Source organism: Profundibacter amoris, from assembly GCF_003544895.1.
Lineage (GTDB): Bacteria > Pseudomonadota > Alphaproteobacteria > Rhodobacterales > Rhodobacteraceae > Profundibacter > Profundibacter amoris.
In genome coordinates, this window is record NZ_CP032125.1 from 1522965 (window position 1) to 1549148 (window position 26184).

The following is a 26184-nucleotide window of genomic DNA, read 5'->3' on the forward strand; positions in this document are numbered from 1 at the left end:
TTACGCCGACCTTTGGCCGGTATTCACCCGGATATTTACAGCCCTGTATTGCGGAAACCTTATGGAATATATTCGTTTCCAGCCCATAAGGATTTTGTCTGCGGGAATTTTTCGGCAATCATTTCGTAAACCGGTTTGTATTCATTAGCGACCAACCTTCTGGCCTCATCAGATAAAATGGTAGTTTTAGGGGAAGTGTTGACCGTGACTTTTGCGTAACCTTGGTTCGGTTCAATACCGACAAATTTCGAAATATTCTCAATGCCTTGTTCAGACATTAGCTCTTCATATACACCAACATAAATATCCTTGATAGCAAATGCCTTTTCCAGCTCATTAATCGTTTTATCATATCGGGTACGAAGATGTGCATGGCGGCTTTGTGAATATTCAATAACGGCTTGTTCTTCACTAACGAAATTATTTATGACCGGCTCTTTTGTATTTTTAATTTTCTTGTGCATCCTTACACAGCTCCAGCATCTTTCCACCGGATCCCGCATTAGAAAAACCACTTTGCAGTGAACATCTCTTTTCCTGAAACCCCCGATAATCTGTTTGAATACTTTGGAATCAAGAACCGCGTATGAAGGGGTAATATCCAAGGCAAAATGGGTTCTATCAGAATCCAGTATATCAGCGAAATAATCGAAATATACGTCCGTATTTTTTTGCATTCTTCTTCTTTTTCTTTTTACAGAAGAACGCAATGTTTCCCGCCACGAAAGCCGGAACTTATTGCAATCAGCAGAATGCAAGGCATCCCAGATATGATATTCTTTTGTAAAACCGGCATCCACGCCGGCATAACTATCCAGGTATTTATACAACCATGTCGTTCCGCTTTTCTGTGCGCCTACGCCTAAAATAAAAGTCCTGTTTTGCGCCATGCTATTTTTCTGCTTATAATTTCATTTCAGCCAGTTTTACAAAACCCATGGGCCTTGTATATGGTAAATAACAGTGCCGATGGCATGGATGCCCTCCTCGTTGTTTGGTGGTTTTCCCCATTCCGTCAAAGCCAAATTACAGCTATTCGTTTTAAAAGGTGGAACCGGTTGTTCCGGAAGCCAAACAGTGATTAGGATTAAAGACAGACTTGCTTGGATTTTTCTTTTTATTAGAGCGCGGCTACACCGTTCAAGTGTAAGGTCCATAGATGAACGTGATTATTACAGGGAACCCTATGAAAGGTATTCTACAACTAACTGAAGGTCGATCCGGGTCAAATTGGCTTGGGTCTTTGACGGACAGTACTGGCGTGTTGGGGCGCTCCGAAGAATGGGTTGATCCCCACCAGTTGAATTTAAACCCAAAGAAACTAAACGGTGAACAGTATATTGCATCAATTATAGATCATGCCTCAACGCCCAACGGTTTTTTCGCCATTAAAATGTTTCCACGTCATTTGCATTGGTTCCAGATGCAATACGGATATGATTTGATCAAGCATCTAAACCGTTCCCATGACATTCTATTCATTAAACTCACGCGCCGTGACCGTGTTGGGCAGGCGATATCTTTTACAAAAGCATTACAGACGGGGGCCTGGAGAGCACACAGAGGAACAACAAAAACTCCGGAATATGATTTTGAACAAATTTGTCGATCGTATTTCATGATTGGGCGCTCGTATGACTACTGGAACAGCTATGTCAATGCGATGCAACTTAAGAACAGGTGTTTTGTCTATGAAGATTTGCTGGAAAACCCTGTCGAATATGTTGATGCCATAGCCGCGCACGCAGGTATTACCGGCTATGAACACAAGATCAAAACAGATCTGGTGGTCCAGAGAAATTCACAAACCGAGGAATGGCGCCGCCGCTTTGAGGTAGATATGAAATCAAGGGAGTTTGTTTCATATACCACCCCGTCTAGACAACCATCCAGACATATCTCCAATATAATCCGGTTTTTCAGGAAAAAGCAGATGAAGCCTGTTCCTTATAGCGCATAATTGATCTGACCAAACAAATTAAAAGTATGAAAACACACACAATAATTATCCCCACCAAGGATCGTCCTGAAATGCTTGTAAGAGCAGTTAATTCAGCGCTTGCAGCAATTGATACAGAGGGAGAGATTCTGGTTATTGACGACAACAGCAAAACACCTGCTGTTGAAAGCCTTGCCCATGTAAACGACGCGCGAATCCATGTCTATGTAAATGAAAATTCTGGCGGCGTTGCAGGTGTCCGAAACTTCGGGCTATCAAAATCAAAAGGGGAAATAGTATTCTTTCTGGATGATGATGATGAAATTTTACCCGACTATTGCCAAAGAATACTGTCGCTGGATCCCTTACCCGCTTACGGTTTTTCGTCATTTCTGGAAGTGAATGATTTTGGAAAGACACAGAGCCAAAAAATGCAAGGAAGAATACGGTTTTCAACCGGCCCTATTCCTGATGATGCCCCTCTAAATAAACGCATATTCGGATTTAACATGGGATTCTGGATTAAACGCAACGTGTTCCAGAATGTTGGCAATATTGATGAAAATCTAACAATAAACGAAGACACCGAATACGGCTGCCGCCTGATTTCTGCCGGGTTGGATGCCTGGTATTCGGCAGAACCCGGCATGGTGATCCATACACATAACAGCGCAGGAGCCGGCAATTTACAACATATTACACATCGCGTTACTTCTGATGAGCGGGCCAAATGTATTCTATATGTCTGCGAAAGCTACCCATCTATGGTGCATCATCTCGGTCGCACATATATTAAGCATTGTGTAAAATCCAATCAGTTCAATACGGCGTGGAAATTCACCCGAAACCAGCATGATTGGAAAGTGAGAGTAAACCTCTATTTGTTGATTTTTCTAAAATCCGTTGCCTACAGGTTATCCGGAAAAATGCAGTGAACCTGTTGGATATGTCGGTAATGTCTCGAAAGTTGACCCAAAGCGCAGAATTTATCGTGGCTGCATCTTACCGGAACACCCCCAGAAATATCTCGAGCAAAGCCGGAACTTCAGTTCACTGATGCGATTTGTGGCAATATTGGCCAAGCGGCGCGTCATTATTTTCAATGTTCTTGATTTGTGTCAGCCCTTCCCCGAATGATATTTGCAATACTGCTGGGGGGTAGTTTTGCGTAAGCGTCCGCCGCCTACTCCTCGGGAGGATAATACCACGGCATCAGTTCGTCCAGCCGGTTGATTTTGTGGTCGGCGATACGTTCCAGAACCCATGTGAGCCATGCCTGCGGATCGACCTTGTTCAGCTTGGCGGTTTCGATCAGGGTAAAGGCGATGGCCATGGAATTGCCGCCACGCTGTGATCCGGCGAACATCCAGTTCTTGCGCCCGATGGCGACGGGCTTCATGGCCCGTTCGGGGGTGTTATTGTCCAATTCCAGAAAGCCGTTTTCAAGTTATGGTCGCGTTTTGGGCATGCGGCTCAGAGCATAGCGAATGGCTTTGGCCAAAGGTGATTTGCCGGATATTTTTGGCAGCTGGGCGTGCAGCCAGTCTTCCAGATCATCAAAGACGGGTTTTGCATTTTTCTGGCGCAGGGCAACGCGGGCTTCGGGAGATAGGCCGCGCGCCTGCTTTTCTACGCCATATAATTGCGCAATGCGTTTGATGGCTTCTTCTGCAATGGCAGACCCTTGCGCGGTATATATATCCACGAACTTGCGCCGGATATGGGCCATGCAGGCCACCTCCGAGGCTTTGTCTTTGCCGAACACACCATTGAACCCGGCGTAGCCATCAGCATGCACCCAGCCCTGATAAGTGGATAAATGTTTGACCGGGTGCTCGCCTTTACGGTCGACTGTAAACTGGTACCAAACGCAGGGTGGCGACTGGCCGGACCATGGCCTCTCGTCCCGGACATAGGCCCAGATACGGGCGGTTTTGGTCTTTTTATTTCCCGGGGATAACATCTTCAGTGGGGTGTCATCTGCAAACAATGTGGCCCCGTCTTTGGCCCGCTTGGCAATGGCCTCGGCCAGTGGTTCCAGCAGAGCGGTGGATTTCCCCACCCAATCCGCCATGGTTGAACGATCCAGATCGACACCCTCGCGGGCGTATATCTGGCTCTGGCGATAAAGCGGCAGGTGATCTGCAAACTTGCTGACCAAAACGTGCGCCAACAAACCTGGCCCGGGTCTGCCCCGTTCGATCGGACGCGAAGGCAGAGGGGCCTGCGATACGGCCTCGCAACGGCGGCATGCCATGCGAGGGCGGATAATCTTGTTCACCACGAAGCGACCCGGAATGTATTCCAGCTCTTCAGTCACATCCTCGCCCAGTTTTGACAGGTCACCGCCGCAGTCCGGACAATCCTCACCAATTGTTAAAACCTGCTCGATACGTTCAAGATACTCGGGCAGAGGCTTGCGTTTCGGCTTTTCCTTCGGCGCGGCGGGTTCAGTAGGTGGGGTTTGTTTTATCCTAGTGGTCGCTTGTGCAATCTCTTCATTCTCGGCGAACAACTGCAGTTGTTCCATGCCTTCAGATTTTGACCCGAAACGATGCCGGTTCGCCCCGTGCAGTTGGTGCTGAAGCTGCTCAACTTTCATGGATAATGCCTTCACCTCGTGCGCCAAAAGTTCGGTAATCTGCCGCAGTTCGGCGGGGTCTTCAGGCAAATTATCAAGGGCGTTTAGCATGGGGTTTCTATACAGAATTGCACCCGTAATGGGAATCCATAAACGCCAATATTGCCGGATATTCGCACCCCATTATCCCGCCTGCAAAGGCCGCCATGTCCGCTTTGGAATGCGCCAGTCGATTCCCTCCAGCAGCATAGCAAGTTGTGCCGAGGTCAGGCTGATCTTGCCGTCTTTCGCCGCAGGCCACACGAACCGTCCACGTTCAAGCCGCTTGGAAAACAGGCAGGCGCCTTGTGAATCCCACCAAATGATTTTGAGCAAATCCCCACGCCGCCCCCGAAACACAAACAAGTGGCCCGAAAACGGATCTTCCGCCAGAACCTGTTCGGCCTGTGCCGCCAAGGTGTTGAAACCCCGCCGCATATCCGTCACACCCGCCGCCAGCCAGACCCGCGTATTGCTTGGCACCGGGATCATGACGACAACCCTTTCAACAGTCGCGTCAACACATCCACATCAAACCCGCCCTCGGCCGATACACGGCACCCGTCGGGAAGTTCAATCTCGATCCGCCCTGCTGGAATGGATGCCACAACGGGGCGCGGACTATTCGCCGCCTCGACCTCAACCGGCATAAATACCGCTCCAGATTCTTCCTCGGGGGCATCCGGCTCCGGCATATACCGTTCATCCCGCAGCCATTTGAAGATCAGGTTGGCATTCATCGCGTATCGCCGCGCAACCTGCGCTACCGAAACACCCGCTGCCGTCGTCTGAAAACAGATCGAACGCTTCTCTTCATCCGACCATCGACGTTTCTTCTGCTTTACAGCCATAAAGTGCCCCTAAGTGTCCACTATAAATGGTGGACACTAACACCCCGAAATCAGCACCGTTAGGCGGGGGACGCCGGACGCTTACTATATATTGACACAATGAGCTAATGGGAGCAGAAGAAAATAGGTTACCTTATTGATATTGTTGATAATTAATACAAGAGAAAAGGTTCAATGGCGGAGTTAGAGGGAGTAACCTCGAACTCTCTATTTGAAGTTTTAGAAGAATGGGAGAGCCACCTCAAGGGAATTGAGATGGATATCCCCAGCTCAGAATCCAGAACGCCTCCAGCACCTCGTTTGCGGGGGCCGTCACTATGAACCGCTCAGAAAATATAAAGGCTGTGATTGATGTTAGGTCTGCGTTTCAGGGTGAAGCGCAGGCAGTTACGAAACAAGAGAAGCCCTCTCAATCGCCCATAACCCTGCGTGTGACGGATGAAGAACGAGATCGCCTTAAATCGTTAGCTGCGGGTATGTCTGTGAGTGCCTATATCCGCAAATGCATTTTTGCAGGGGATGTCACGCGACGGAAACGTCGTTCACATATGCCGGTGAAGGATCAGGAAGCAATGGCGAGGGCTTTGGCTTTGCTGGGCGCGTCACGGATTGCCAATAATCTGAACCAACTGGCGCATCAGGCAAATATCGGCTCCCTGATCATGGATGAAAATACCTGCGCACAAATTGATGAAACCTATGCCCATGTGCGCCTTATGCGGGATGAACTGGTTTCGGCACTTGGTCTGATTGAAGGTTAGACCCATGATCCTGAAAGCCTCTCAACGTGGCGGCGGGATGCAATTGGCTGTGCATCTGCTTAAACCCGAAAACGAACATGTGGAATTGCTTGAGATCAGCGGTTTTGTCGCTGATGATTTGGCGGGTGCGTTCAAAGAAGTTTATGCGATTTCCAAGGGGACGCGCTGTAAGCAGTTTTTGTTTTCGCTGAGTCTGAACCCGCCGGAAATGGAAAATGCTCCGGTCGAAGTTTTTGAAGATGTGATTGCACGAATTGAAGCCAAGATGGGGTTGGCTGGCCAGCCTCGCGCAATTGTCTTTCACGAAAAACAAGGACGCAGGCATGCGCATTGTGTCTGGTCGCGGATTGATGCGGCAAAGATGAAGGCAATCAACCTGCCGCATTTCAAACTGAAACTGACTGAGTTGTCGCGCCAAATTTATCTGGAACAGGGCTGGGATATGCCGCGCGGGTTAGAAGATTTTGCTGAGCGTGATCCGCTGAATTATTCGCAAGCAGAAGCGCAACAGGCCAAGCGTGTCAAACGCGATGCTCGGGCGTTGAAAGAAATGTTCCAGAAATGTTGGGTTGGATCAGATTCTCGTGCTGCATTTACGCATGCGCTGAAAGAACAAGGGTTTATTCTGGCACGAGGGAGTAGACGTGGATTTGTTGCCGTAGACGCGGCTGGTGAGGTTTACGCTATTGCACGTTGGGTTGGCGTTAAAATCAAAGAGGTGCGGGCGCGGTTGGGTGATCTTGAAGATTTGCCCAATGTCGAAGAAGCCATTGCCGTTCTGTCCCGTAGTTTTGATGTTGAGAATTTTGAGGCTCAGCAACAAGCTGCCCTTCAAGCTGAACGGCGCAAAGAAATACTTGAACAAAAACGCGGCTCATTGGTGGCGGTGCAACGTGATGAACGTGAAGTCCTGCGGGATATGCAACAGACTCGCCTTGCCGTGGAAGTCGCTGCCCGTATGGCAAGCCTTCCAACGGGTTTGAAAGCATCATGGGCAAAGATGACGGGTGCTTATCAACGTCTCTGTGCGGAAAATGAAGCGCTGATCAATGAGGCGTTACGGCGTGACCGGCGCGGTCAACATGACATTATTCAGCGCCACCTGAAAGCTCGGCGCGCTCTGCAACATGAATTTGAGCAACTTGAATATCATCGCGAACTGAACGCCAAATCAGCACAACGCGAGATTGGCACAAGATTACCGGACGTGGAATTCACCCCTGAGCCGGTGCCTTTGCGCCCTGAATATGATCTTGCGCAACCGCTGATCATTCAGCCCGATGAAAATACGCTTTCCATTGCCGAAAAAGTTGCGCGTGATCCGGCGCATATTCTAGAAGTGATTGCAGATAAGAAGGAAGCTTTCACCCGAGCCGACATTTTGCGCGCCTTGGTGCAGTATATTCCTGATCCCACGAATCTGCGCATTGCAGCCGATGCGGTATTGCGTTCGCCTGATCTTGTTGAAGTAAAAGCAGGGTCAGAACCGCGTTATTCGACGCAAGAATTCGTGAGCATCAAAGCCACATTGTCGGCGAATGCGCGCATAATGGCATCCAGCTCTGCACCTTATGTTGCACGCAATCATATCGACACTGCAATCTTTAAGGAAAATGTGGTCCTGCAAAAATCGGTAGGGGCAAGCCTGAGCGCGGAGCAAGAAACCGCGATTCGTCATGTTCTGACCTCGGGGCAATTATCCTGCGTCATCGGTCTAGCTGGGGCGGGCAAAAGCACAATGCTGTCAGCGGCGCGTTACGCGTGGGAAAAGCAGGGGTTTGAGGTGATCGGCGCGGCTCTTTCGGGTAAAGCAGCCGATGGTCTGGAAACGGCTTCTGGCATTGAAAGCCGAACCTTGGCCTCTTTGGAATATAGCTGGAAGAACGGCTACAATTTGCTGACCAGAAACTCGGTGTTGGTGATTGATGAAGCGGGGATGGTTGGCACCAAGCAACTGGCACGATTTGTGAGTGCGGTTAAGAAAAGCGGTGCTACGCTGATTTTGATTGGTGACCCTGAGCAATTGCAACCTATTCAGGCCGGTAGACCGTTCAAGGATATCGCGCAGGAAAATGGTGCCGCACGTCTTTCAGAAATCCGACGCCAACGGCAGGAATGGCAACGCCACGCTTCACGTAATCTGGCAGAGGGGCGGTGCGCCGATGCGATTGGCACCTACTGGCAACAGGGTTTTGTTAGTACCGCTGTTGATACACCTGAAGCCATCGCCAAACTGGCGCAGGACTATGTGACGGATATGGAATTGAACGGTGTGGGCGTGTCTAGGCTGGCTCTAACTCATCGCCGCAAGGATGTGCATGCAATCAACCAAGCTATTCGTTCCTTGCGCAAATCTGGCGGTGATCTGGCAGTGGAAACCTTGTTCCAAACCGACCACGGTCCGCGCGCCTTCGCTGCTGGTGACCGTATTGTCTTCACCCGCAATGATCGTGATCTTGGGGTGAAAAATGGTAGTTTCGGCATGGTAGAAGAAATTGATAATGGCCAACTTCGTGTGCGCATGGATACCGATGGCAGTGATAAAGCCAGATCAGTCACAATAATGCCAGATAACTATGCAGCGTTTGATCACGGCTATGCCTGCACCATCCACAAATCACAGGGCGCAACGGTTGATAACGCTTATGTGCTTGACTCCAATACAATGGATCACCATCTTTCTTACGTCGCCATGACGCGCCACAGGGATGAAATGCGACTTTACGGCGATCCTGCCGCCTTGCGCAGGTTGGAGCACAACCATGATTGGTCTACTATTCGTGTGGGCGATATACGTAAGCATTCTGGGCCAGATAGGTAAAATACCACCTTAGGAATAACGTCCTACTGAAATGAGACGGCGTTGCTGGTATACTGGATAATGAACAAATTTTTCAGCCTTACCCTTCTGTTTTTCCTTCTGCTTTCATCTCAAAGTGTCTTCGCAGCCTGTACATTACCAGCAGGTGGTGAAAGCCAAACACGATATGACTTTACCGCCCATAAGATGTATTATTGTGACAATACAAATTGGATAGAATCTGGCGGTAGCGGAGGTGGAGCGTCGGCAGCAATGTTCTCCATTAGAAAAGCTAACGGCGTAAATGGTGGGTCGTTACCGATTAGTGGCCTCAATTACCGAGTGTTAAATACATCCGTGCATAATACAATCGCGGGAGCGTCTCTTTCTGCGGGAACTGTAACCCTCCCTGCGGGGGTATATTTGATGACATATAATACACAAGCCTACGGTCAACCAACTAAAACACAGGCTTTTATTGATATTAATGGCTCTGTTTATAATGCAAGCTCACCAATTATGACTTGGTCAACTTACAATAGGGGCGGAACCCTTATTGTTTCGGCTACCTATAGTAGTGCGGTGCCATTTACGGTTGATGTTGGTATACACTACGAGGGGGTACAGGGGAGCGATACCGTAACAGGCTTGAGCAGTAGTATTTCTGGTACGGTAGAATACTTTGATACGCTTTCTGTAGCTCGTTTAGGGGATGTTTAATATTTACAAATTGGCGGGTGACTGTCCCACCGTTTTTAGGTTAGGAAAGCAGGGCCAATATAGCGGACAATTTGTAGGGCGCTTATTGGCATTACTGCATTTTAACTATCTGTAATATATGCCCCTTGTTGATCTGCAAAGCGGACAAGTAAGCGGACATTGTGCCAGTAAATATGAAGCCCACACCTAGCAAACAGCACATTCGACAAATCGGATATTATCGGGTATAATCGGATATGGAATTGAATACAAGAAGACTAAGCCGATGAATGAACCCGATATTATCCTGACCCAAGACCTTGTAAAACTCGTTGCTGAGGTTGACGAATTCAAGGGGCGCTGGGAAGCACTCAAAAACCTTTCACCGGATCGCCTTAGCGCTCTGCGCAAGGTGGCGACAGTCGAAAGTGTTGGATCGTCAACGCGGATTGAGGGCGCAAAGCTTAGTGATATGCAGGTGGAAACTTTGCTCTCCAACATTGAAATGCGGAAATTCGACACGCGCGACGAACAAGAGGTTGCGGGCTATGCTGAGGCGATGGATTTGATCTTTCAGGCATATGCCGACATGCCCCTGACCGAAAACCATATCCGCCAGTTGCACAAGGTTCTACTTCGTCACAGCACCAAGGATGAACGCCATCGGGGCGAATACAAAAAGCTCGACAATCATGTGGTTGCCATTGATGCGGATGGCGTCGAGATAGGTGTTATTTTTGAAACTGCTACGCCGTTTGAAACACCGCGCCAAATGGAAGAGTTGGTTCGTTGGGCGCGCAAAGCCATTGACGAACAATCAATGCACCCTTTGCTGATCGTGGCGGTGTTTATTGTGCAGTTTTTGGCAATACATCCGTTTCAAGATGGCAATGGCAGGCTGTCGCGGGTGCTGACCACGCTGATGCTCCTGCGGGCGGGCTATGCCTATGTGCCTTATGCGTCCTTGGAAAGTGTGATCGAGGAAAACAAAGATATTTACTACAAAAGCCTACGCCGCACTCAGACAACCCTGAATGTCAATGACCCCGATTGGTCGCCGTGGGTTGGGTTTTTCTTGCGCTGTCTGAAAAAGCAAAAAGACAATTTGGTGATCCGGTTGAATCGTGAAAAAGGACAAATTGACAATACTGATCTGCCCGAAATTTCGGTGCAAATTTTGAGGTTGTTCGACACTGATGATCGCCTGAACCTGTCAAAAATTACCGAACTAACAGGCGGGAACAAAAATACCATAAAAGTTCGCCTACGTGAACTTGTAAGCGCAGGGCGTCTTACAAAGCACGGCAAAGCGCGGGCAACTTGGTATATGAAGGCGCAACACTAGCCAAACAAATCGCCCTGCTGTGCAAGCAAATCCTCAATATAAAACAGGTGCGCAAAGTCATTGTAAATATGCGCGTATTTCAGGCTGATATCGGTGTGATTATCGGCACAACTATCGGGTTCAATAAAAATGGGATTTTCCGCGCGATCTCGGCGGATTGCACAAGCAATCTGTCGATAGCGGGAAATATCTTCCGCCAAGTCTTTCGTAAATTTCACTTTGAACGCCCGCAACGCTTCTGAGCGATGCGGTTCTGATTTATTATCAACGGCGTTGATTTCCTCCGCCATGTAGCCTTGATAATTCCCTGCCGATACTTCCGCGCGGATTTGCTTGGGCGATAAGATTTCGCCACCAAGCACATAATACCATGGATGCCCGAAGTTATATCCGGTCAGGTTCTGGGGTGTCTTTTTCATGATTGCCCCTTTACCCGCACCGATAAATGACGCGGGAACTGGCAATAACTGCCTCGGAATAATCAACCGCCAGATCGCGGGCGATGGCATCATAGTCGATATAGAATTGCAGACGTTCGGGAATGTCACCGAACAAGCCTTCTTCGACAAACTGCTCGGCTAATTCGCGCATGTTGTTCACGTCATAGACATCAACATCAAAATCATCGGGCGCGGTGCCATCGTCAAACTGATAACCACATTCACCAACTGCCAAAATAACTTGCCGTTTTTCCCACTCCTCCCATTCGCCAACAATCTCAAAGAACCGTGCTAAATTCGCTTGATTCAAGCCAATCGCTTTTGCCAGATCGCAATCAATGGCATCGCCATCAATAAACTGGATTTCAAATTCTTCAACGGGATCGCCGTACTCATTGAGCAAGGCATTTGCATTCGTTTTGTATTCTTCTGCTGTTTCAAAATAAAAGCCTGTAGCTGAAATATCGTAGGGCTGTGCATGTAGCTGTGTCATCTTTCTCTCCTCCAAATGGGGTTGGGTTTCGCATGTGAAACCTTGCCCTTCGGCGAGAATGGGTGTGCAAACGGAGGGAAAAACCGGCGAAAGAAAATTGCGTTGTTGGAGGAAACCTTTAGGGGGAACCGACAACGACATTTTCTGTTCGATCTGTTTTTATCGAAGTGCGCTGAGGGCTAGCCCCTAAGCCCTACTTCTGTCAGGGATGGAAGCCGGATATAGAGCATCACCACCAAGCGGATGATCTCAGCGCTGGTTTAAAAGTGGCAAAAGGGACTATTTTTTACCATTCGTAAATGCTACTTTACCACCCTGCTAGTTTCAGCAGGTTTCCCTGACAATGCCCTGTAAGGGCTAAAACAATAACCAAACTGCGTTGAGGCCGGCTAATGAAGGTCGCTTTCAGCAGTCAAGGAAAGTGGGAGTTAGGCAATTGACTGAAATATTTATGGCATTTCCGCAACCACAACATGATGCAATTTTTCAGCAAAGGACACAGCGTTTTCTCGCGTTAATGGAATTGGCAGACGGCACCAAAGAGCTTGTCTATTGCGCAAACCCTGGCGCTATGGCCAGTGATTTGAGCTCAGGTGCGCGTGCGCTTATTTGGGAAAGCGGAGACTTGAAACGAAAGAGACGTTTCACATGGCGGGCTGTCGAGACTGAAGGACTGAATAGCCCCTAGATTTGTAGACACCTTCTTTCCTAAAAATGAGGCAAGGAGGCCACCATGGGCAATGCAAGATTCAGTGAAGATTTCAAACGGGATGCGGTGCATCAAATCACGACGCGGGGATACCCGGTAGCGGAGGTATCAAAGCGATTGGGCGTCAGCACCCACTCGTTGTATTCGTGGGTGAAGAAGTATTCGAAGTCGGCTGAGGTTAATATCAACGACGATCATGCCGCTGAGAATAGACGATTAAAACGGGAGTTGGCGCGGGTCACCGAGGAAAGGGATATCCTAAAAAAGGCCACCGTATACTTCGCGAAAGATGCCAAATGAAGTATGCGTTTATTGAAGGGCATCGCCCACTGTTTTCGATCCGTGCAATGTGCCGTTGTCTGCGCGTTCACCCCAGTGGTTTCTATGCTTGGCTGAAGAGCCCCCTTAGCAAAAGGGCCATCGAGGACCAGCGTCAGACAAAGTTGATCAAAGAGGCTTGGGACGAAAGCGGCAAGATTTACGGGTATCGGAAACTGCATGATGATCTATTGGATCAAGGCGAGGCCTGCTGCCCGAACCGTGTAGCTCGTTTGGCAAGGCTGGCGGGTATCAAGGCCCAGATCGGCTATAAACGCCGCCCTGGCAAGTATGGTGGTAAGCCATCGATTGTCGTGGATAACACGCTGAACCGGCAATTCGATGTTGATGCACCGGATAGATTCTGGGTCACGGACATTACCTATATCAAAACCTATGAGGGGTTCCTGTATCTGGCGGTTGTGATCGATCTATATTCTCGTCGTGTGGTTGGCTGGGCAACACATAGCCGTCAATATACTGACCTCGTTTTGCAGGCACTGCTGATGGCCGTTTGGCGGCGTAAACCAACGGGCAATGTGCTAATCCACTCGGACCAAGGCTCGCAATTCACCAGCATGGAATGGGCTTCATTTCTAAAGCACCACAATCTGGAGCACAGCATGAGTCGCCGTGGAAACTGTCATGACAATGCAGTCGCTGAGAGTTTCTTCAACCTGCTGAAACGGGAGCGCATCAGGCGCAGGGCATACAAAACCAGAGAAGACGCAAGGCGGGATATATTCGACTACATCGAAATGTTCTACAATCCGAAACGCAAACACGCTAGAAACGGAATGCTGTCGCCCGTAGAGTTCGAAAGGCAGCAGAAAATGAAATAAGAAAGTGTCTAGGAAACTAGGGGCTATTCAGACTTTGGATTGGGACAGACACACACCTTTCCAACAGGATCGTCGAAGAAGCTCTGCGATTACGGTTAATTCCCAGCCTTGAAAATTATGAAACTATAGCTCGGGAATATAAGGTCGAGCCAGGTGTTCGGGTGGATTTCCTTGTGTCAGGCTCAAATGGCGAGTGCCTTATAGAGGTAAAAAGTTGCAACATTGTGGAGAATGGAGTCGCTCGCTACCCAGACTCCGCAACGCCCAGAGGCGTAAAGCAGCTTAAATCTCTTACCCTTAAGGCGTCCACTGGGCAACGTTCAATCCTGCTATTTCTTGTGCAGCGCGATGACGCACAAAGCTTCAAAGTAAGCACAATAAATGATCCAGCGTACGCTCAAGCTTTTGTGGCCGCAATTGCTGCGGGTGTCGAAGTTATAGTCGTGGCGGTTTCAGTCCATCCTGAAGGCTTTGGAAAACCACGAGTTATTCCGCATAACCTAGAAATAGATGAAGTCACTGAAGCGCTCCTAGAGCTATAGTTGAACGACTACCGACAGACGTCTGTAGCTGCACGCTTTGATGAACTTCAAGATTTAGATGGATCACGTCATCCGTGACTTTCCCACTTGTGGTCGCAAAGTTTCCTTTGGTTTTTCCTCAAAGAAAGGAAATTTTCTTATATCCCAATTGGAATAGCAGCGTTTGACCAAGCGCCTTTTGCATTGTCACTCGGAATATGTGGTCTAATATCTTCAACACTTCTAATATGCAGTTGTGGTGGGTCTATCGCCATATTCCAGACATGGAACGAATACGCATCACCAATAGTATCCGCGGTTTTCCATTCATTTCGAGATACAAAAAACCTGAGAGGAGAATTGATTGTCGATTTCACTTCAATCATCCTGTTAACCTCGGAGCCGTTTTCCAAGTCATAAGACAATACGTCATAGCCAGCAAAATTGTCGTCCAAACCAACCCATTTTGGATGTTTCGTAATTCCAATTTTATTTAAATGGATTTGTTCATACTCAATTGAAAGCGCCTCAGCAATTCTCGCTTGTTCCATTTTTTGAATATCAATTGCAAGTCTCGCATGGCCTACAACGTCGTCCCACCAAGAAACTACCTCCATTGTTGGGGGGTCGTCCAAAAGTCCTGCTGCTGCAAATATGCCCTGATCATTTACACCAAGAGAGTTAATAAACCGTATCCGGCCTTGTTTCATGGATTTGGCCCAAATTGGCTGATGACGAATGACAACGGCTTTAATGCAAATTTGATAAAAGTATTCGCCTTCCAGTGGGCAATCTTGTTCGACAAGGCCACCTAAAAACAATGCCGCTTCGAGATCCAAACTCGCGGCATCTGCTTCAACTGCAACGACTAAATCAAGAACGTCACTTGGACTCATACCACTATTCTCAGCCGAGTGTTGCCTTAGAAGTCGCAACCCTTCAAAGCATGGAAATGAGAACAGGCGTTCGGTTGATACTTCTTCCGTCATATCAAATCATCTGTTTTACTTGGCGCCTTGTTTTCAAGTTCAGTGATAAGGTCGATTATGTCTTGAACGCCAACATCATAATCAATCGGATCATCCGCTTGTTCTTCACTAAGAGCCAATTCATGCAAATCCGGATCATCAAGCAGTATCTGCATGTTGCGGATCTTCTCCGTAAGCCGTCGACTGACTGACATGTCAATACTACCGATCTGTGCGGGAGCTTTACTTCGATAAATATAGATATCTGTCTCTTGATCCGGAGGTAAACCTAGCCTGTGTATGCGGTCAATCGATTGAAGATAGTGTGTCGAAACATAACTTCGGTCTACATAAAGGGCCTTGTGGCAAACGGTGTGTAAACTTATTCCCTCACCGGCTGCGGCTGGATTAGCAATGAGAACTTTGCAAGTGTCATCTTCGTGAAAACGTCGAATTTTCCCCTCGCGTGTATTATCATCCTCTTTCTCACCAGAGGGGACGCCGCCGTGAATAAACACAGGATTCAAGTCAGCAAGTGCAGAGTTCAAGCTATTGATAGTACCAGTAAAAATTGTCCAGATAACAGTTTTCTGGCCTAACTTTGCATGCTTTCTAGCATCGGACATTACCTGCTGTAGTTTTGCGGAATGCCCTTCCTCCAGGACTTTATCCACGATTGATGAAGCGATGTTAACATCGTCATTTGCCATTGCATTTAGTGCCAATGCTGGACTCACAGAAAGCTGTAAAAGGCGCATGACTGATCGACGCGCTTTTACCAATTGCGCTTCCCCTAATCCTTTAGAGACGCTTTTGGCATAGTTTCTTAGGAACTCGTCCCTGACGATTGAATAGAGGGCGAGTTGTCCGTCATCCATGGCAACATCAACAAAATTGTAGTTCGGCTTTAATAAGCCAAGCTCTTTCTTGGTGGTTCTAACATAGAGATTTCCTAATACATCTCTTGGGGCCTTCCCAAATGCTACCTCACGTCCCAGCCCATGCCCGGGCCACAAGAAATCAAGTTGCGATTCCACATCTGACGCACCCTGTGGCATTGGTGTTCCTGAAAGAATATCGCGCCTAATTGGCAATGATGCGATTCCAAGAAGGAACGATCCTCGTTGTGAATTCCAACCGGCTTTCATTCTATGAGATTCGTCCAAAACCAAGTGCGTAGGAACAGATGCAAAATGGTTTGCCACAACAGATGCTTGCCTTATTACCAAATCATAAGAAATAATAAATCGCGTTGCGCCAGACGAAAGTGCCTCAGATGTTTTTTCAATACTGCCGTCAAGTACCGTGAAAGGTTCGGCTTGATCTGGTGCGAGTTCTGTATCAATGCATTCGCCAACGATATCTTTCCATGCTTGAAATGCAGCCTTTGGGGCAACTATCAATAGATGTTGCCCAGGTTGCCGTGTAAGTAGATTTAGTGCAAAAGTAACTGTTGTTTTCCCTGCTCCAGGTACCGAAAAATTTGCTCCATTGCTTAGTGCTAAAAGTTTGGATAAGTCACGGATTTGAAACGGCTTGAGCGTCCTTTTTGTGAATCCACATTCAAGCAACTTCGCCTCAATTTGTCCCTCAGACCACTCTTCTAACTCACCTGTTCTAAACTTTCGGACCGAACGAATATCTTCGGCAAACACTTTTAATTTTTCAACTACAACATCATCTGGACTAAACCTAAAACCATATTGTTGTTGGCTTGATTTTGTCCCAAACTCCCTAATTAGGGTAAGCGTATCTGGCCAGGAAAGCGTCAGTTTTTCGGATGTTTTTTTGAAAAAGAAACCCCGAGAAATTGCAGTCGAATTTAGTCGGCTCCAGATGGGCGAGTTAATTTGGTCAACGGGGATGGAAAAGACACCTTCACCGTTGTCAGTTATTGAAATTATTACTTTTACGGTGCTATCCATATTTATTGTTCGGATGTGGGCTTGCTACCCTGAGCTGCCAATGCGGCCTCAATGTTTGTATCAAGTTTTTCCAATATATCCTTAATCGAAGAAATCTGTTTCAGCATTGGAGAATATGTTGCAACGCCTGCGGTAGAAACATCAATCGCAGCTAGCTTTGAATGTACTTGGCCGAGGGTTTTGAGGGCCGCATTCTTATTTTTTTTGCCTTTTTCGCGCTCAATAGTAGTTATGCAAGCATCAATTAGCACATCTACGGCATCGTCTTTAGTTTCCTCATCTTTTAGAGCACTAACGAATGAAGAATAGTCGGTGACCGCAGAATCTTCATCAATAGAAAAATCAAATTCAATATCATCGTCGTCTTCAGGTTCTGAAAGCTCTAACCCAAGTTCTTCTGAAACTAACGCAATCACTTGCGGCGCAAGTTTCCCAAATGCAGCATTATAGCCGTATACACGGCCTGCCAATTTGTCCCGATTTTCGAACAATGACCAAGCGATTGCACGGCTGGCATTTTGCATCTGGCCATCGTACCCAGAAATGCTTTTTGACAAGTCATTGAATAACTGTTCAGCATCTTCACTAACTAACCCGTATTGGCCGGGTTTTCCCACCCATTCGCCAAGATAAAGCTCAGCCTCAGTCAATGCTTGAAAGAGGTTTTTAATATCGGCGGGTTTTCTACGTAGTTGCAGAGCAACTTGATCAAAACTACGACTTTTATCTATCTGCCTTCTAATAAGTTGGGCATCACCGATCCAATCATAATCAAGTTTGGTTTGCGGGCGAGCCTGTAGTGCAGCTTCGATATCGTCAATTTCGTCCGCGGTTGTGTCTGATGGCAACACTGCACACCTGACGTATGCAAAACTCGTAAATTTTGCTTCATCTTGAGCATAGAGTTCTCGGATAGCACTTAGACGTCGGTTCCCATTAACGACAACTCCAGTTGATGTGACCAATAAGGGCTCTCTTTGCCCTTCGACTTCTAAAACTTCATCTATATTTGCAATTGATGCTTTGGCAGTTTTTGTAATTCGCCTCAGGATAGCATGCTGCTCCGCTTGAACAGTTGTGACGTCTTGGCCCTTTATAAAAAATGCTGGGTCTAGCCCTTTTTTGGCGATTGTATTTTGTTGTTCGGAATACGTTCTGCAATTGGCCATTCGATAGACGAGTAACCCTACGTCAAGTTTTACCTCTGGCAACTCAATCCTGTCACCACGAAAATCATCTAACGAGCTAGTTATCTTGGACGCAGCGACACCTTTTTTTATTGTGGCTTCGCGTTCTGAGCGTGGTTTTACGCTAATTTCAAAAGTCATGTTTTTCCTTTACTCAAATGCCACAACAAGAATAGGGACGGTAATTACGCGGTCAAAAAGTTTAAGTTCCCGAATAACTCGCTCAGCAGACGCAATGTTATCTCCGATAGCTTTGGCTGCATCTTTGCTCGGGAGTGCTATCGCTGCCGCTTCAATTTTTCTCGATTTAAAAAGAAACTCCAACTTCAATAGGTCATAAGGCGCTCGGCTCGCGTTACCTGTTTGTAGTTGAAAAGCTAAATCATCTTTGAGAGCAAAAACGTTAATCTGGGATTCGTTGTCTAAGCGAACATTTAGCGCCCAACCCTCGTTCAAGAATTCCTGTTCAACATGCTCACGAATAAGCCCGGTACATTTCCTGCCTATTTTTATGGACGGGGCTTCAAATACATCTGTAACCCATTCCTTCAATTCTCGATTTTCCCAAGCTATCCCGGCTTCATGGTGTGCGTCATAAGTAAATGCTAATTTCATTTCACTACCTTGTCATTAGGATCGTAAACGGGCTTATTCATGGGGCGCGTCCTTAAAGTTCCCGCTCGATGTTCGTGAATCCGCTTCCATGCAATATCAATATAGCTTTTCTCAAGGTCACAGCCAAATGCATGACGATCATGCCTTAATGCTGCAACCGCACTTGAACCAGCACCCAAGTAAGGATCAAGTACGCTATCACCTTCGTCTGTTAGAGCTAAGACTAAGCGCTCAACTAGCGCCACTGGGAATTGGCAAGGGTGTTCTGTCTTCTCAACATGGTTGGCTTTCACATTTGGGATATCCCAAACGTCTTCCGGGTTTTTCCCCAAAGGGTTGCTAGAAATTTTTCCCTTATTTGGACCCTTAAAATACTTTTTATTTGGATACTTCGAAGGCACCCGCACTGGATCTAAGTTGAAGGTGTAATCGTCAGATTTGGTAAACCATAATATTGTTTCATGACGGCCTGAGAATCTTTTTTGACAATGTAATCCGTGCCCAAATGTCCAAACAATACGATTTCTAAGACGAAGGCCATGCTGCTTGAAAAGCGGGTAAAGCAATATATCGAGAGGGAAAACCTCGCCATTTTGGACGTGATTGCCAACTTGCCAACAAATCGATCCATTTGGGTGCAACAGCCTAACAGCCTCCGCAATGCAAGCTGTTTGCTCTTCAATATAAAATTCCTGAGAGCGTTTTTTTTCGTATTCCTTGCCGAGATTATATGGTGGTGAAGTTACAATAAGCTTCATGGAAGCATCATCAAATCTTCTCATGAATTTCAAATTGTTTTCACGCTCAACGTGAGCCATTACGTCAGAGTGCAGCCGGATGATTGACGCGGCTTTGGTTTTTCTTTTTCTAACCGACTTTGATGAAGTAGTGCTCATAGGGGTGATACAGACTTATAATTGATTTTAGACTAGATTATATTGCCCGCTGAAGGTCGATATGTGAAGCGAAAATACTACATTTATAGCTAATAGTGCACTTTTTTACGATATATGGAAATTGTCACTGACAGCCCTACTGACATTGCAGTGGGTAACATTTGAATTCCTTGCCTATTCAACCACTGGCCTGAGGGATGCAACGGGAGAGCGCTAGCGTCTCCCTTGCCAAGTAGGTTCTGTATTACAGAACACAGCTTGCAGCGTGCTGTATGTTTTGCTTGCTGTCTGGGGTTGCCTTTACATTTTGGATTTGTGGTCCCGTTGCTGAGCCTTTGAACGTAGCTGTAAGGGCTGGTAAAAGCTTAAGTTGAATGGTTGGGTTGAAAAAACACTAATTCAGATTAGAGCCGGGAAAAGATGGATTCCTGCGTCGCGTTTTGCCATCCAATAACAATTTTACAATTCTTGGGTTTAACCTTGCATGATCAAGCGCTGACCGCCCAAAGACATCCTTAACAAATAAATCAACGTGGTTTTTCAACAATAAATGGCTCACCATAAATTCTAGGTTTTGTCCTGCGGCAAGCATGAGTGGAGTTATTCCCGTTTCGGGGTGCGAACGATTTATTTCGCGAGACTCTAATGTCAGGCAAGCGTCGACACCCTGTATATCATTGTTCATAATACAGCGAAATATATTTAGGTCTGAAAAACCTCCATTACTATTGTCGTCATCAAAGTTCATATGCTTGTGTGGTTTTTTCATCTTAGATTTCCGCTCCAAGATTGTGGTAGTATTCCTTTAAATGGTCATAGAAGGCTCCACTATACCTCATTTTTTCAGATGAATATACATTAAAAATGTCTACTTTCAGATACTTACAGTTAAAAGTTTGAAACAAGTATTCAGATGCCTCAAGGTTTTTTTGTTCAACGCTTAACGGCTTGAGCTTATTGACTTCCTCTCTTTGAGCAAAGTTATAGGCTAAGGACATAAAATACGGCTCGTATGTTGAACGCTCCCGGCAGAGGCAATTTAATAGCCAATTGTTTTCATCAATTGTTGTTCGCCCAGGAACTGCTACACCGCTAAAAATTTGATCTTGGTTCGTGGTTGTAGAAGCGGGGTCTTGGCTAAAAGGAAACTGACTATTGCACCCAATTTCGTAGAGAAATCGAGCTGAGAAATATTTTTCTGCAATAGGGATAATCAGCTTGTGGACCACGCAAAATGAAGTAGTTGGTGTTTCTGTTATGATAATTACGGGTATGCCATATCTGATTATTTGGGGTCTATTCGTTTTGAACCTATCGCCAGTAATTACATCTCGAGTTTTCAGTATATAAACGCCTGTAATGTCGTTCAGAAATTCCCCAGAAGCGTTTCTTGCAACAGGGGCAGCAAAATTTCCAAATAGTGCGTTTGAAATGAGTAATAGTGTTTCAAACGCCTTTGACTGATCAAACGCGGCAACAAGGTAAGGGTATTTAGCCTTTAAGAATACATCTAGAACCGCCACCTTGTTATGAGAAATTTTTCTGGTGGGGCCACTCGCTCCAGATTTATAACCGCGAATAAACCCATACAAATCATCCTTGGTTAGCGCATCTAAATCAATGGGATTTCCGTTGGGATGGTGAAAATCATACCCAGTTTCATGCCATATAGAGAAACTATCGTGGATTTGATCAAGATACTTCCCATGTCCGACTCCGAGTAATTCAATATCATCAATTAGTGCCTGCCATAGCCGAAAGCGATATTCAGGCTCAAAACGTAAAGCGGCACAAATCGATTTTTGATTGTTAAGCAATAAGACTTCCTTGGTTAACTTTCCATCAAACTCATTTTAATCCCTGAAAATGTCAACGACCGCCGATTAGTTGAGCAAATCTTCAGCAAAAGTTCAATACCTTCAATACTTGTTCAGCGGCTCTGAACTGCGATCCAGCGTATGCCAGAGAAGTGCTCGTGGAAATGAGCATGCGTCAACAAAAACGATCAGTTTATTGGCGGTCCCAAAACCATTTCTCTCGTATTGGAACCTATTATGAACAACACTAAATCAAATCTACCCAAGCAACCCAAAAAACGCATGAAACCAAGAAAGAGCGCGCCGCTTGCGTCAAAGGCAGTCACTGGCCTTTCGATTGTTGGCGCGGGCATGTTTGCCTTGGCTTTGCCAAATCTGATCAATGGAGACGGCGTAACTGCAATTGCCAAAGGTGTTTTGCTTGGAACGGGCGCTTTGCTTGCCTCACTTGGCGTCAACCGTTTGGCAATCGACAAAGGCGCGCCGTTGACCTCGCTAGGAATGCCGGGTGCCGGATTGTTGAGTGTTTCGGCCATAGCGCTTGTTGGTGCGGGCATGTGGGGGGCGACTTATTCCGGCATGGTTTTGCCAGATGTCGAAACATTGCGTTTGGAAGAGCACAATCGTGACTACGCCCGCTTTGTTGATGATCGCGCCCAGATAGCGGCTGAGGCTGGTCGTCTTGTTCCAGTTATGCGCTCCATTCAGGATGATCTGATTGCTAAGGAATCTTGCGAAATTTCAACCTCATGCCTGAGTTTGCGTGGCTCTGGTGGTGCAGGCCGTGTGTCCTTCGCAGTTGCTGCGGAACGTCAACGCGCAGGCAGCATCCTTGATCAAGTTGAAGCGGGCGAAGTAGATCGTAAATCCGCCCTTCGCGCCCTAAACGATCTAGGTTCGCAATATCAGGACATTGTAACGGACCCTGATCTCAACACGACTGAGCGACGCAAATTGTTGCAGGCGATTGATACCGAACGTGGTCAAGCTGTGAGCCAGCTAGATGCGGCAATTCCAACAGGCTTGCTTGAGGGTTATATCAGCGAGTTGGAAAACGGGCGGGTAGTTGCTGAGCGTCCCGTTGCCACCCGCACATTGAGTAACCTGATGGATGGATATGCCCATGGTTTGGATGCGGTTTTGCGCAAGCTGGAAACTGGGGATCAAACGCGTCCAGAATTTCCTCGTAAAACTGGCGTCACCGATACCTTTGCCTATATGGGGCATTTTCTGCCAATCGCGCTAATCACTTTTTGCGTAGATATAGCGTTTGGCCTGATCCTTTGGACGATCACCTTGATGGTGCTGGTATGGCAGGGATATCGCGATGATCCAGACGACGAAGTGATTGCACCAGAGGGCGAGAACCTTGTCGGATTTTTGAACCAAAACTTGTTGGATGATCGCAACCCTACGCGCCATGTCAGCAACCGTTCTCGCCATTCTCACCGCAATGGTGGAGGGCGTTCGTGATGGGACGCACATTTAGCGACTATAACCAAACTCGGTTTGTGGTGGCCTGTAAGGCTTCTACAAACGGTCAGATCAAACCCTTGCCAGAAGAGGAGTTGGTCGATGCCAATTGATTTCAGCAACTTTCCGATTAGTCCCAGTGTTTTTCTTGGGGTCGGTGTTTACGCGGTTATCCATGTATTTGGGGCTGGCTCATTCGTGAATGACAGGGAAATGGCAAAAATGAAATGGCCTGCGATTTGTGAGGCCAATTTACAGGCAGATATTTCTGCGAGGCGGGAACCGCCACCTGTAACGGTGGTTCCTGAGCTTGATTGCCAGTCCACCTTTGGATTGCTCTTTGGTCGAGACGGGCAAGACCTGTGTCGTAACTACGGAAACTTTGAAATTCCAATTCCGGGCGCAAATGCTTTGCGCGAACAGGAGCGCCGCGCTCGTGAAGCCGATGATAGGCGTATTGAGCGCGCCGCGTCGCAAGCTGGTTCCAGATGCGAATGCGCGACGGCGGTTTATCAGGCTGAACAAATCATCCCGCTTGCAATTTATTCTGGATCGGCACGGGCAATAGTTCCGCCTCAGGTCCGCAACATTCAATCAGAATTAACCCGTGCTTTGCGCTCGCCGCAATGCGCCAGTGAATAGGAGGCGGATATGAATTTCAACACCGCAAAAATCAAAAACAATACGCTTGTAACGCATCGTAGTAGCTACCTTTTGGACAGTATAACTGCGGCGGATGTTCAACGTCCGCTGTTATCAATCTCGTTGGTGCCAGTGATTGGTAGTTGTGCTTTCTGTTTTGCATTCAGGGGTATTTTATTCCCCGATGAAATTGCCATAATTATTGGCAGCGCAACCGCATTGCTCATTGGCGCGGCACGTATTGGCCAGCTGAAACTCGTCTCGCGTGATCTGCGCGGAAGTGAGCTGTCTGGTGCCGTCTGGGGCAGTACCAAACACCTGAAATCCATCCATGCCGAAATTACTCGCGTTTGGGAAAGCAAGGAGGCGCGCCATGAATCCGCGTAAATCCAGCCGTGGCACGGTGTTCAAAATCAACATGTATCTGCTGGGCGCGTTTTCTTACGCGGTTGGCGCGTGGCTGATCTGGCCTGATAGCCTCAAGTGGTGGGGTTTTGGGCTGATGAGCATTTCGCTTGGTATTACCGCACCAGCAATGCTGATCAAAGCCATCATGATTATGTTCAAGCTTTATGCCCGTGATAAAGAATTTGCTGAATTTGAAGAAGCAAACCGCGTGGCGGAACCATCGGAGTTGGCAAGTGTTGATGACCTCAAAAAAGCGGGGATGATCAAATGAGCGTACCGTTCGGACGCCTGTTGGCCACATCGCTTGAAAATGACACGCCAATTATTGCACCAAAGCCCAGCCACAGCTTGCTGATGGCTTCGGCTGGCTCGTGGAAAACCACGGCGGGTGCGGTGCCTTGGTTGTTGTCTCTCATGGGTGATCATAGTCGCGCCGTTATTGTGAACGATTGCAAAAACGGTGAAATTGCCGCCCAGTGTGCTGATACCTGCGCTAGATTCGGGCGCAAGGTTGCAATAATTGATGATTTTGGCGTTCTGGGCAAAGACAACCCGTACCGCGTTTCGATCAATCCGTTTGGTGGAATGATTGCCGCGCATAAAAGCAATAATGGCGAACTGGTCTTTGCCACGGAAACCGCAAATCACGCTTTGATTTCTGAGCCGGAAAATGATGTTCGAAACGAATATTGGAGGAGTGAACCCAGAACACTTCAAGAGTTTGCCGAATTGGCTCTGCTGAAACGTCACCCCAAACTCGCTGTTCCGGGCGGAGTTTGGGCAATGCTGGCAAACCCAGACATTTTACTCAGCGCCGCCAAGGTCGAAAAAGAAGAAGGCGATGAAGTGCTTTCTGCACTTGGCGCGCATATCGTCGATATGGCTAAAAATAACAAAGAACATTTCGGTCAACACCGTGGTTCGGCGATCAAATCTCTTCGCATTTATAGTGCGGGCAGTCCTTTGCACCACGCAGGGGTGGATATCGATGTCACCCATTCCCAGTTGTTGCTTGAAAAATATATCGTGTTCATTGTTGGCCCGCAGCGGCATATGTCACGCCTTGGAGCACATTACGCATCGCACCTGCAAAGTTTTGTCGAAGCCTTGCTTTCTGATGCCCAAGGCCAAGTCGATTTCATCCTAGATGAAGCAACAAATGCGCCATTAAAAGCCCTTGTGTCAGCCCTAACTGTCATGCGCGGATTTGGTGGCAACTGCCACTTTATTGTCCAAAGCCGTTCGGAGCTTCAACGCGCTTATGGCGATAAAGAAACCGCCACGATTGAAGAAAACGCGGTGATTAAGCAGTGGTTCGGATTTTCGTCGTTCGATGAGGCGGAGCGGGTGAGCCGCGCTATGGGAGAATCGCAGGTTATCAATAAAAGCCTTGGGTTCAATTCCGGGCAACTGGATTACACCGGCAATATCGGCACCAGCAAAGACCGGATGTTTTCAGCCGAACGTCTGATGCGCCTGAAACCGGATGAACAAATCCTGCACATTAAGGATGTTGGTTTTTTTCATTGCCGCAAAATCCAGCAACACCAGATTGCGCCGTTTTGCCATGGCGAGTTGGCCGATAATCCACTTGAAGGCCCGCAACGCGCGGCTGATCCACGCGTAACCCTTGATATCAAAAAAGGAGACCGAAAATGAAACCTCGTTTCTTTCGCCTGAGCTTCTTCTATTGGATTTTGGTGCCTTTAGCCCTTTACGGCGGCTTCGTCACTGTCGGGCTTCCTCACGTAATCTGGTCGTATGAATTCGTGGATAACGGCAACGCATATGATCCATTCCGTGCGCGTCATTATACGTCATGCACGTTTTGGGGGCCATATGGGGTGCACACCGTTCCCGCCTCAAATGGGCGTTGCGGTTATGTCGCCTTCTTCAAGGAAGGAGGGCGTTAATG

27 protein-coding genes and 1 pseudogene are annotated in these 26184 nt (G+C 47.4%); 15 read left to right on the forward strand and 13 right to left on the reverse strand.

Annotated features, from left to right (window positions below; all coding sequences use genetic code 11):
* Window positions 1–59: 59 nt before the first annotated feature.
* Window positions 60–890, reverse strand: coding sequence for a sulfotransferase domain-containing protein (locus tag BAR1_RS07595; protein ID WP_118942459.1), 831 nt, complete (start codon window positions 888–890; stop codon window positions 60–62).
* A gap of 296 nt (window positions 891–1186) precedes the next feature.
* Between BAR1_RS07595 and BAR1_RS07600 the strand changes: the two genes are divergently transcribed.
* Both BAR1_RS07600 and BAR1_RS07605 read left to right on the forward strand, forming a co-directional pair.
* Entirely contained in the window at window positions 1187–1960 is a 774-nt protein-coding gene (locus tag BAR1_RS07600; RefSeq protein ID WP_162891702.1) for a Stf0 family sulfotransferase, read from the forward strand.
* Between the two features lie 26 nt (window positions 1961–1986).
* Window positions 1987–2874: a glycosyltransferase family 2 protein gene (locus tag BAR1_RS07605; protein WP_118942461.1), complete on the forward strand. Its 888-nt coding sequence runs from the start codon at window positions 1987–1989 to the stop codon at window positions 2872–2874.
* 248 nt (window positions 2875–3122) lie between these two features.
* On the opposite strand, the pseudogene tnpC reads toward BAR1_RS07605, so the two are convergent.
* The 3 genes and pseudogenes from tnpC to tnpA all read right to left on the reverse strand — a co-directional run bounded on the left by tnpC (window position 3123) and on the right by tnpA (window position 5410).
* A pseudogene (gene tnpC / locus BAR1_RS07610) lies at window positions 3123–4631 on the reverse strand (IS66 family transposase).
* 72 nt (window positions 4632–4703) lie between these two features.
* Window positions 4704–5051, reverse strand: a complete 348-nt coding sequence (gene tnpB / locus BAR1_RS07615; RefSeq protein WP_118942462.1) for an IS66 family insertion sequence element accessory protein TnpB — start codon at window positions 5049–5051, stop codon at window positions 4704–4706.
* Window positions 5048–5410, reverse strand: coding sequence for an IS66-like element accessory protein TnpA (gene tnpA, locus BAR1_RS07620; protein ID WP_118942463.1), 363 nt, complete (start codon window positions 5408–5410; stop codon window positions 5048–5050). Before tnpA ends, tnpB begins: the two co-directional genes overlap by 4 nt.
* A gap of 317 nt (window positions 5411–5727) precedes the next feature.
* Here tnpA and BAR1_RS07625 point away from each other — a divergent pair, with 317 nt between their 5' ends.
* The 4 genes from BAR1_RS07625 (at window position 5728) to BAR1_RS07635 (ending at window position 11015) form a co-directional block, all read left to right on the forward strand.
* Window positions 5728–6171 (forward strand): plasmid mobilization protein, encoded by a 444-nt coding sequence (locus BAR1_RS07625; RefSeq protein ID WP_118942464.1) that lies wholly within the window; start codon window positions 5728–5730, stop codon window positions 6169–6171.
* 4 nt (window positions 6172–6175) lie between these two features.
* On the forward strand, window positions 6176–8992 hold the full coding sequence (locus tag BAR1_RS07630) for an AAA family ATPase (protein ID WP_118942465.1): 2817 nt from the start codon (window positions 6176–6178) through the stop codon (window positions 8990–8992).
* 60 nt (window positions 8993–9052) lie between these two features.
* Window positions 9053–9691 carry a hypothetical protein gene (locus BAR1_RS17940; protein WP_162891703.1) on the forward strand — a complete coding sequence of 213 codons (639 nt, stop codon included), beginning with the start codon at window positions 9053–9055 and terminating at the stop codon, window positions 9689–9691.
* Between the two features lie 265 nt (window positions 9692–9956).
* Window positions 9957–11015 carry a Fic family protein gene (locus tag BAR1_RS07635; protein WP_118942466.1) on the forward strand — a complete coding sequence of 353 codons (1059 nt, stop codon included), beginning with the start codon at window positions 9957–9959 and terminating at the stop codon, window positions 11013–11015.
* Here the strand turns inward: BAR1_RS07635 and BAR1_RS07640 are convergent.
* Together BAR1_RS07640 and BAR1_RS07645 are read right to left on the reverse strand one after the other, a co-directional pair.
* Entirely contained in the window at window positions 11012–11434 is a 423-nt protein-coding gene (locus tag BAR1_RS07640) for a hypothetical protein (RefSeq protein WP_118942467.1), read from the reverse strand. The two genes, BAR1_RS07635 and BAR1_RS07640, sit on opposite strands and share 4 nt — an antisense overlap.
* Before the next feature lie 10 nt (window positions 11435–11444).
* Window positions 11445–11948, reverse strand: coding sequence for an antirestriction protein ArdA (locus BAR1_RS07645; RefSeq protein WP_118942468.1), 504 nt, complete (start codon window positions 11946–11948; stop codon window positions 11445–11447).
* 451 nt (window positions 11949–12399) lie between these two features.
* Here BAR1_RS07645 and BAR1_RS18400 point away from each other — a divergent pair, with 451 nt between their 5' ends.
* The 3 genes from BAR1_RS18400 (at window position 12400) to BAR1_RS18405 (ending at window position 14359) form a co-directional block, all read left to right on the forward strand.
* On the forward strand, window positions 12400–12636 hold the full coding sequence (locus tag BAR1_RS18400) for a PDDEXK family nuclease (RefSeq protein ID WP_118942469.1): 237 nt from the start codon (window positions 12400–12402) through the stop codon (window positions 12634–12636).
* 45 nt (window positions 12637–12681) lie between these two features.
* Window positions 12682–13817 (forward strand): IS3 family transposase gene (locus BAR1_RS07655; RefSeq protein ID WP_407681507.1). Its coding sequence is split into 2 segments (ribosomal slippage): window positions 12682–12928 and window positions 12928–13817, totalling 1137 coding nucleotides; the frame shifts between segments, so codons are not numbered across the junction.
* 68 nt (window positions 13818–13885) lie between these two features.
* A complete protein-coding gene (locus BAR1_RS18405) occupies window positions 13886–14359 on the forward strand; it encodes a DNA/RNA nuclease SfsA (RefSeq protein ID WP_407681534.1) in 474 nt (157 codons plus the stop codon).
* 137 nt (window positions 14360–14496) lie between these two features.
* Here BAR1_RS18405 and BAR1_RS07665 read toward each other — a convergent pair whose 3' ends face one another.
* The 7 genes from BAR1_RS07665 to BAR1_RS07695 form a co-directional block, all read right to left on the reverse strand.
* Window positions 14497–15327: a DUF3883 domain-containing protein gene (locus tag BAR1_RS07665; RefSeq protein ID WP_118942472.1), complete on the reverse strand. Its 831-nt coding sequence runs from the start codon at window positions 15325–15327 to the stop codon at window positions 14497–14499.
* Window positions 15324–17231, reverse strand: coding sequence for an SNF2-related protein (locus tag BAR1_RS07670; protein WP_118942473.1), 1908 nt, complete (start codon window positions 17229–17231; stop codon window positions 15324–15326). The genes BAR1_RS07665 and BAR1_RS07670 overlap by 4 nt, the downstream gene beginning before the upstream one ends.
* Window positions 17232–17233: 2 nt before the next feature.
* Window positions 17234–18559: a hypothetical protein gene (locus BAR1_RS07675; RefSeq protein ID WP_118942474.1), complete on the reverse strand. Its 1326-nt coding sequence runs from the start codon at window positions 18557–18559 to the stop codon at window positions 17234–17236.
* 9 nt (window positions 18560–18568) lie between these two features.
* Window positions 18569–19033: a BglII/BstYI family type II restriction endonuclease gene (locus tag BAR1_RS07680; RefSeq protein WP_118942475.1), complete on the reverse strand. Its 465-nt coding sequence runs from the start codon at window positions 19031–19033 to the stop codon at window positions 18569–18571.
* The gene (locus BAR1_RS07685; RefSeq protein ID WP_118942476.1) at window positions 19030–19929 is read right to left on the reverse strand and encodes a DNA-methyltransferase; all 900 of its coding nucleotides are present in this window, start codon (window positions 19927–19929) and stop codon (window positions 19030–19032) included. Before BAR1_RS07685 ends, BAR1_RS07680 begins: the two co-directional genes overlap by 4 nt.
* A 394-nt stretch (window positions 19930–20323) precedes the next feature.
* Window positions 20324–20698: an ankyrin repeat domain-containing protein gene (locus tag BAR1_RS07690; RefSeq protein WP_118942477.1), complete on the reverse strand. Its 375-nt coding sequence runs from the start codon at window positions 20696–20698 to the stop codon at window positions 20324–20326.
* 1 nt (window position 20699) lies between these two features.
* Window positions 20700–21746 carry a hypothetical protein gene (locus BAR1_RS07695; protein ID WP_118942478.1) on the reverse strand — a complete coding sequence of 349 codons (1047 nt, stop codon included), beginning with the start codon at window positions 21744–21746 and terminating at the stop codon, window positions 20700–20702.
* Between the two features lie 237 nt (window positions 21747–21983).
* Here BAR1_RS07695 and BAR1_RS07700 point away from each other — a divergent pair, with 237 nt between their 5' ends.
* The 6 genes from BAR1_RS07700 (at window position 21984) to BAR1_RS07725 (ending at window position 26182) form a co-directional block, all read left to right on the forward strand.
* Complete coding sequence (locus BAR1_RS07700) at window positions 21984–23219, forward strand: hypothetical protein (protein WP_118942479.1); 1236 nt, start codon at window positions 21984–21986, stop codon at window positions 23217–23219.
* 102 nt (window positions 23220–23321) lie between these two features.
* Window positions 23322–23861, forward strand: coding sequence for a hypothetical protein (locus tag BAR1_RS07705; protein ID WP_118942480.1), 540 nt, complete (start codon window positions 23322–23324; stop codon window positions 23859–23861).
* Window positions 23862–23870: 9 nt separating this feature from the next.
* Window positions 23871–24248, forward strand: a complete 378-nt coding sequence (locus tag BAR1_RS07710; RefSeq protein ID WP_118942481.1) for a hypothetical protein — start codon at window positions 23871–23873, stop codon at window positions 24246–24248.
* Window positions 24235–24540: a hypothetical protein gene (locus BAR1_RS07715; protein ID WP_118942482.1), complete on the forward strand. Its 306-nt coding sequence runs from the start codon at window positions 24235–24237 to the stop codon at window positions 24538–24540. Before BAR1_RS07710 ends, BAR1_RS07715 begins: the two co-directional genes overlap by 14 nt.
* On the forward strand, window positions 24537–25928 hold the full coding sequence (locus BAR1_RS07720; RefSeq protein WP_118942483.1) for a type IV secretory system conjugative DNA transfer family protein: 1392 nt from the start codon (window positions 24537–24539) through the stop codon (window positions 25926–25928). Before BAR1_RS07715 ends, BAR1_RS07720 begins: the two co-directional genes overlap by 4 nt.
* A complete protein-coding gene (locus BAR1_RS07725) occupies window positions 25925–26182 on the forward strand; it encodes a hypothetical protein (RefSeq protein WP_118942484.1) in 258 nt (85 codons plus the stop codon). The genes BAR1_RS07720 and BAR1_RS07725 overlap by 4 nt, the downstream gene beginning before the upstream one ends.
* The last annotated feature ends 2 nt before the right edge of the window (window positions 26183–26184 follow it).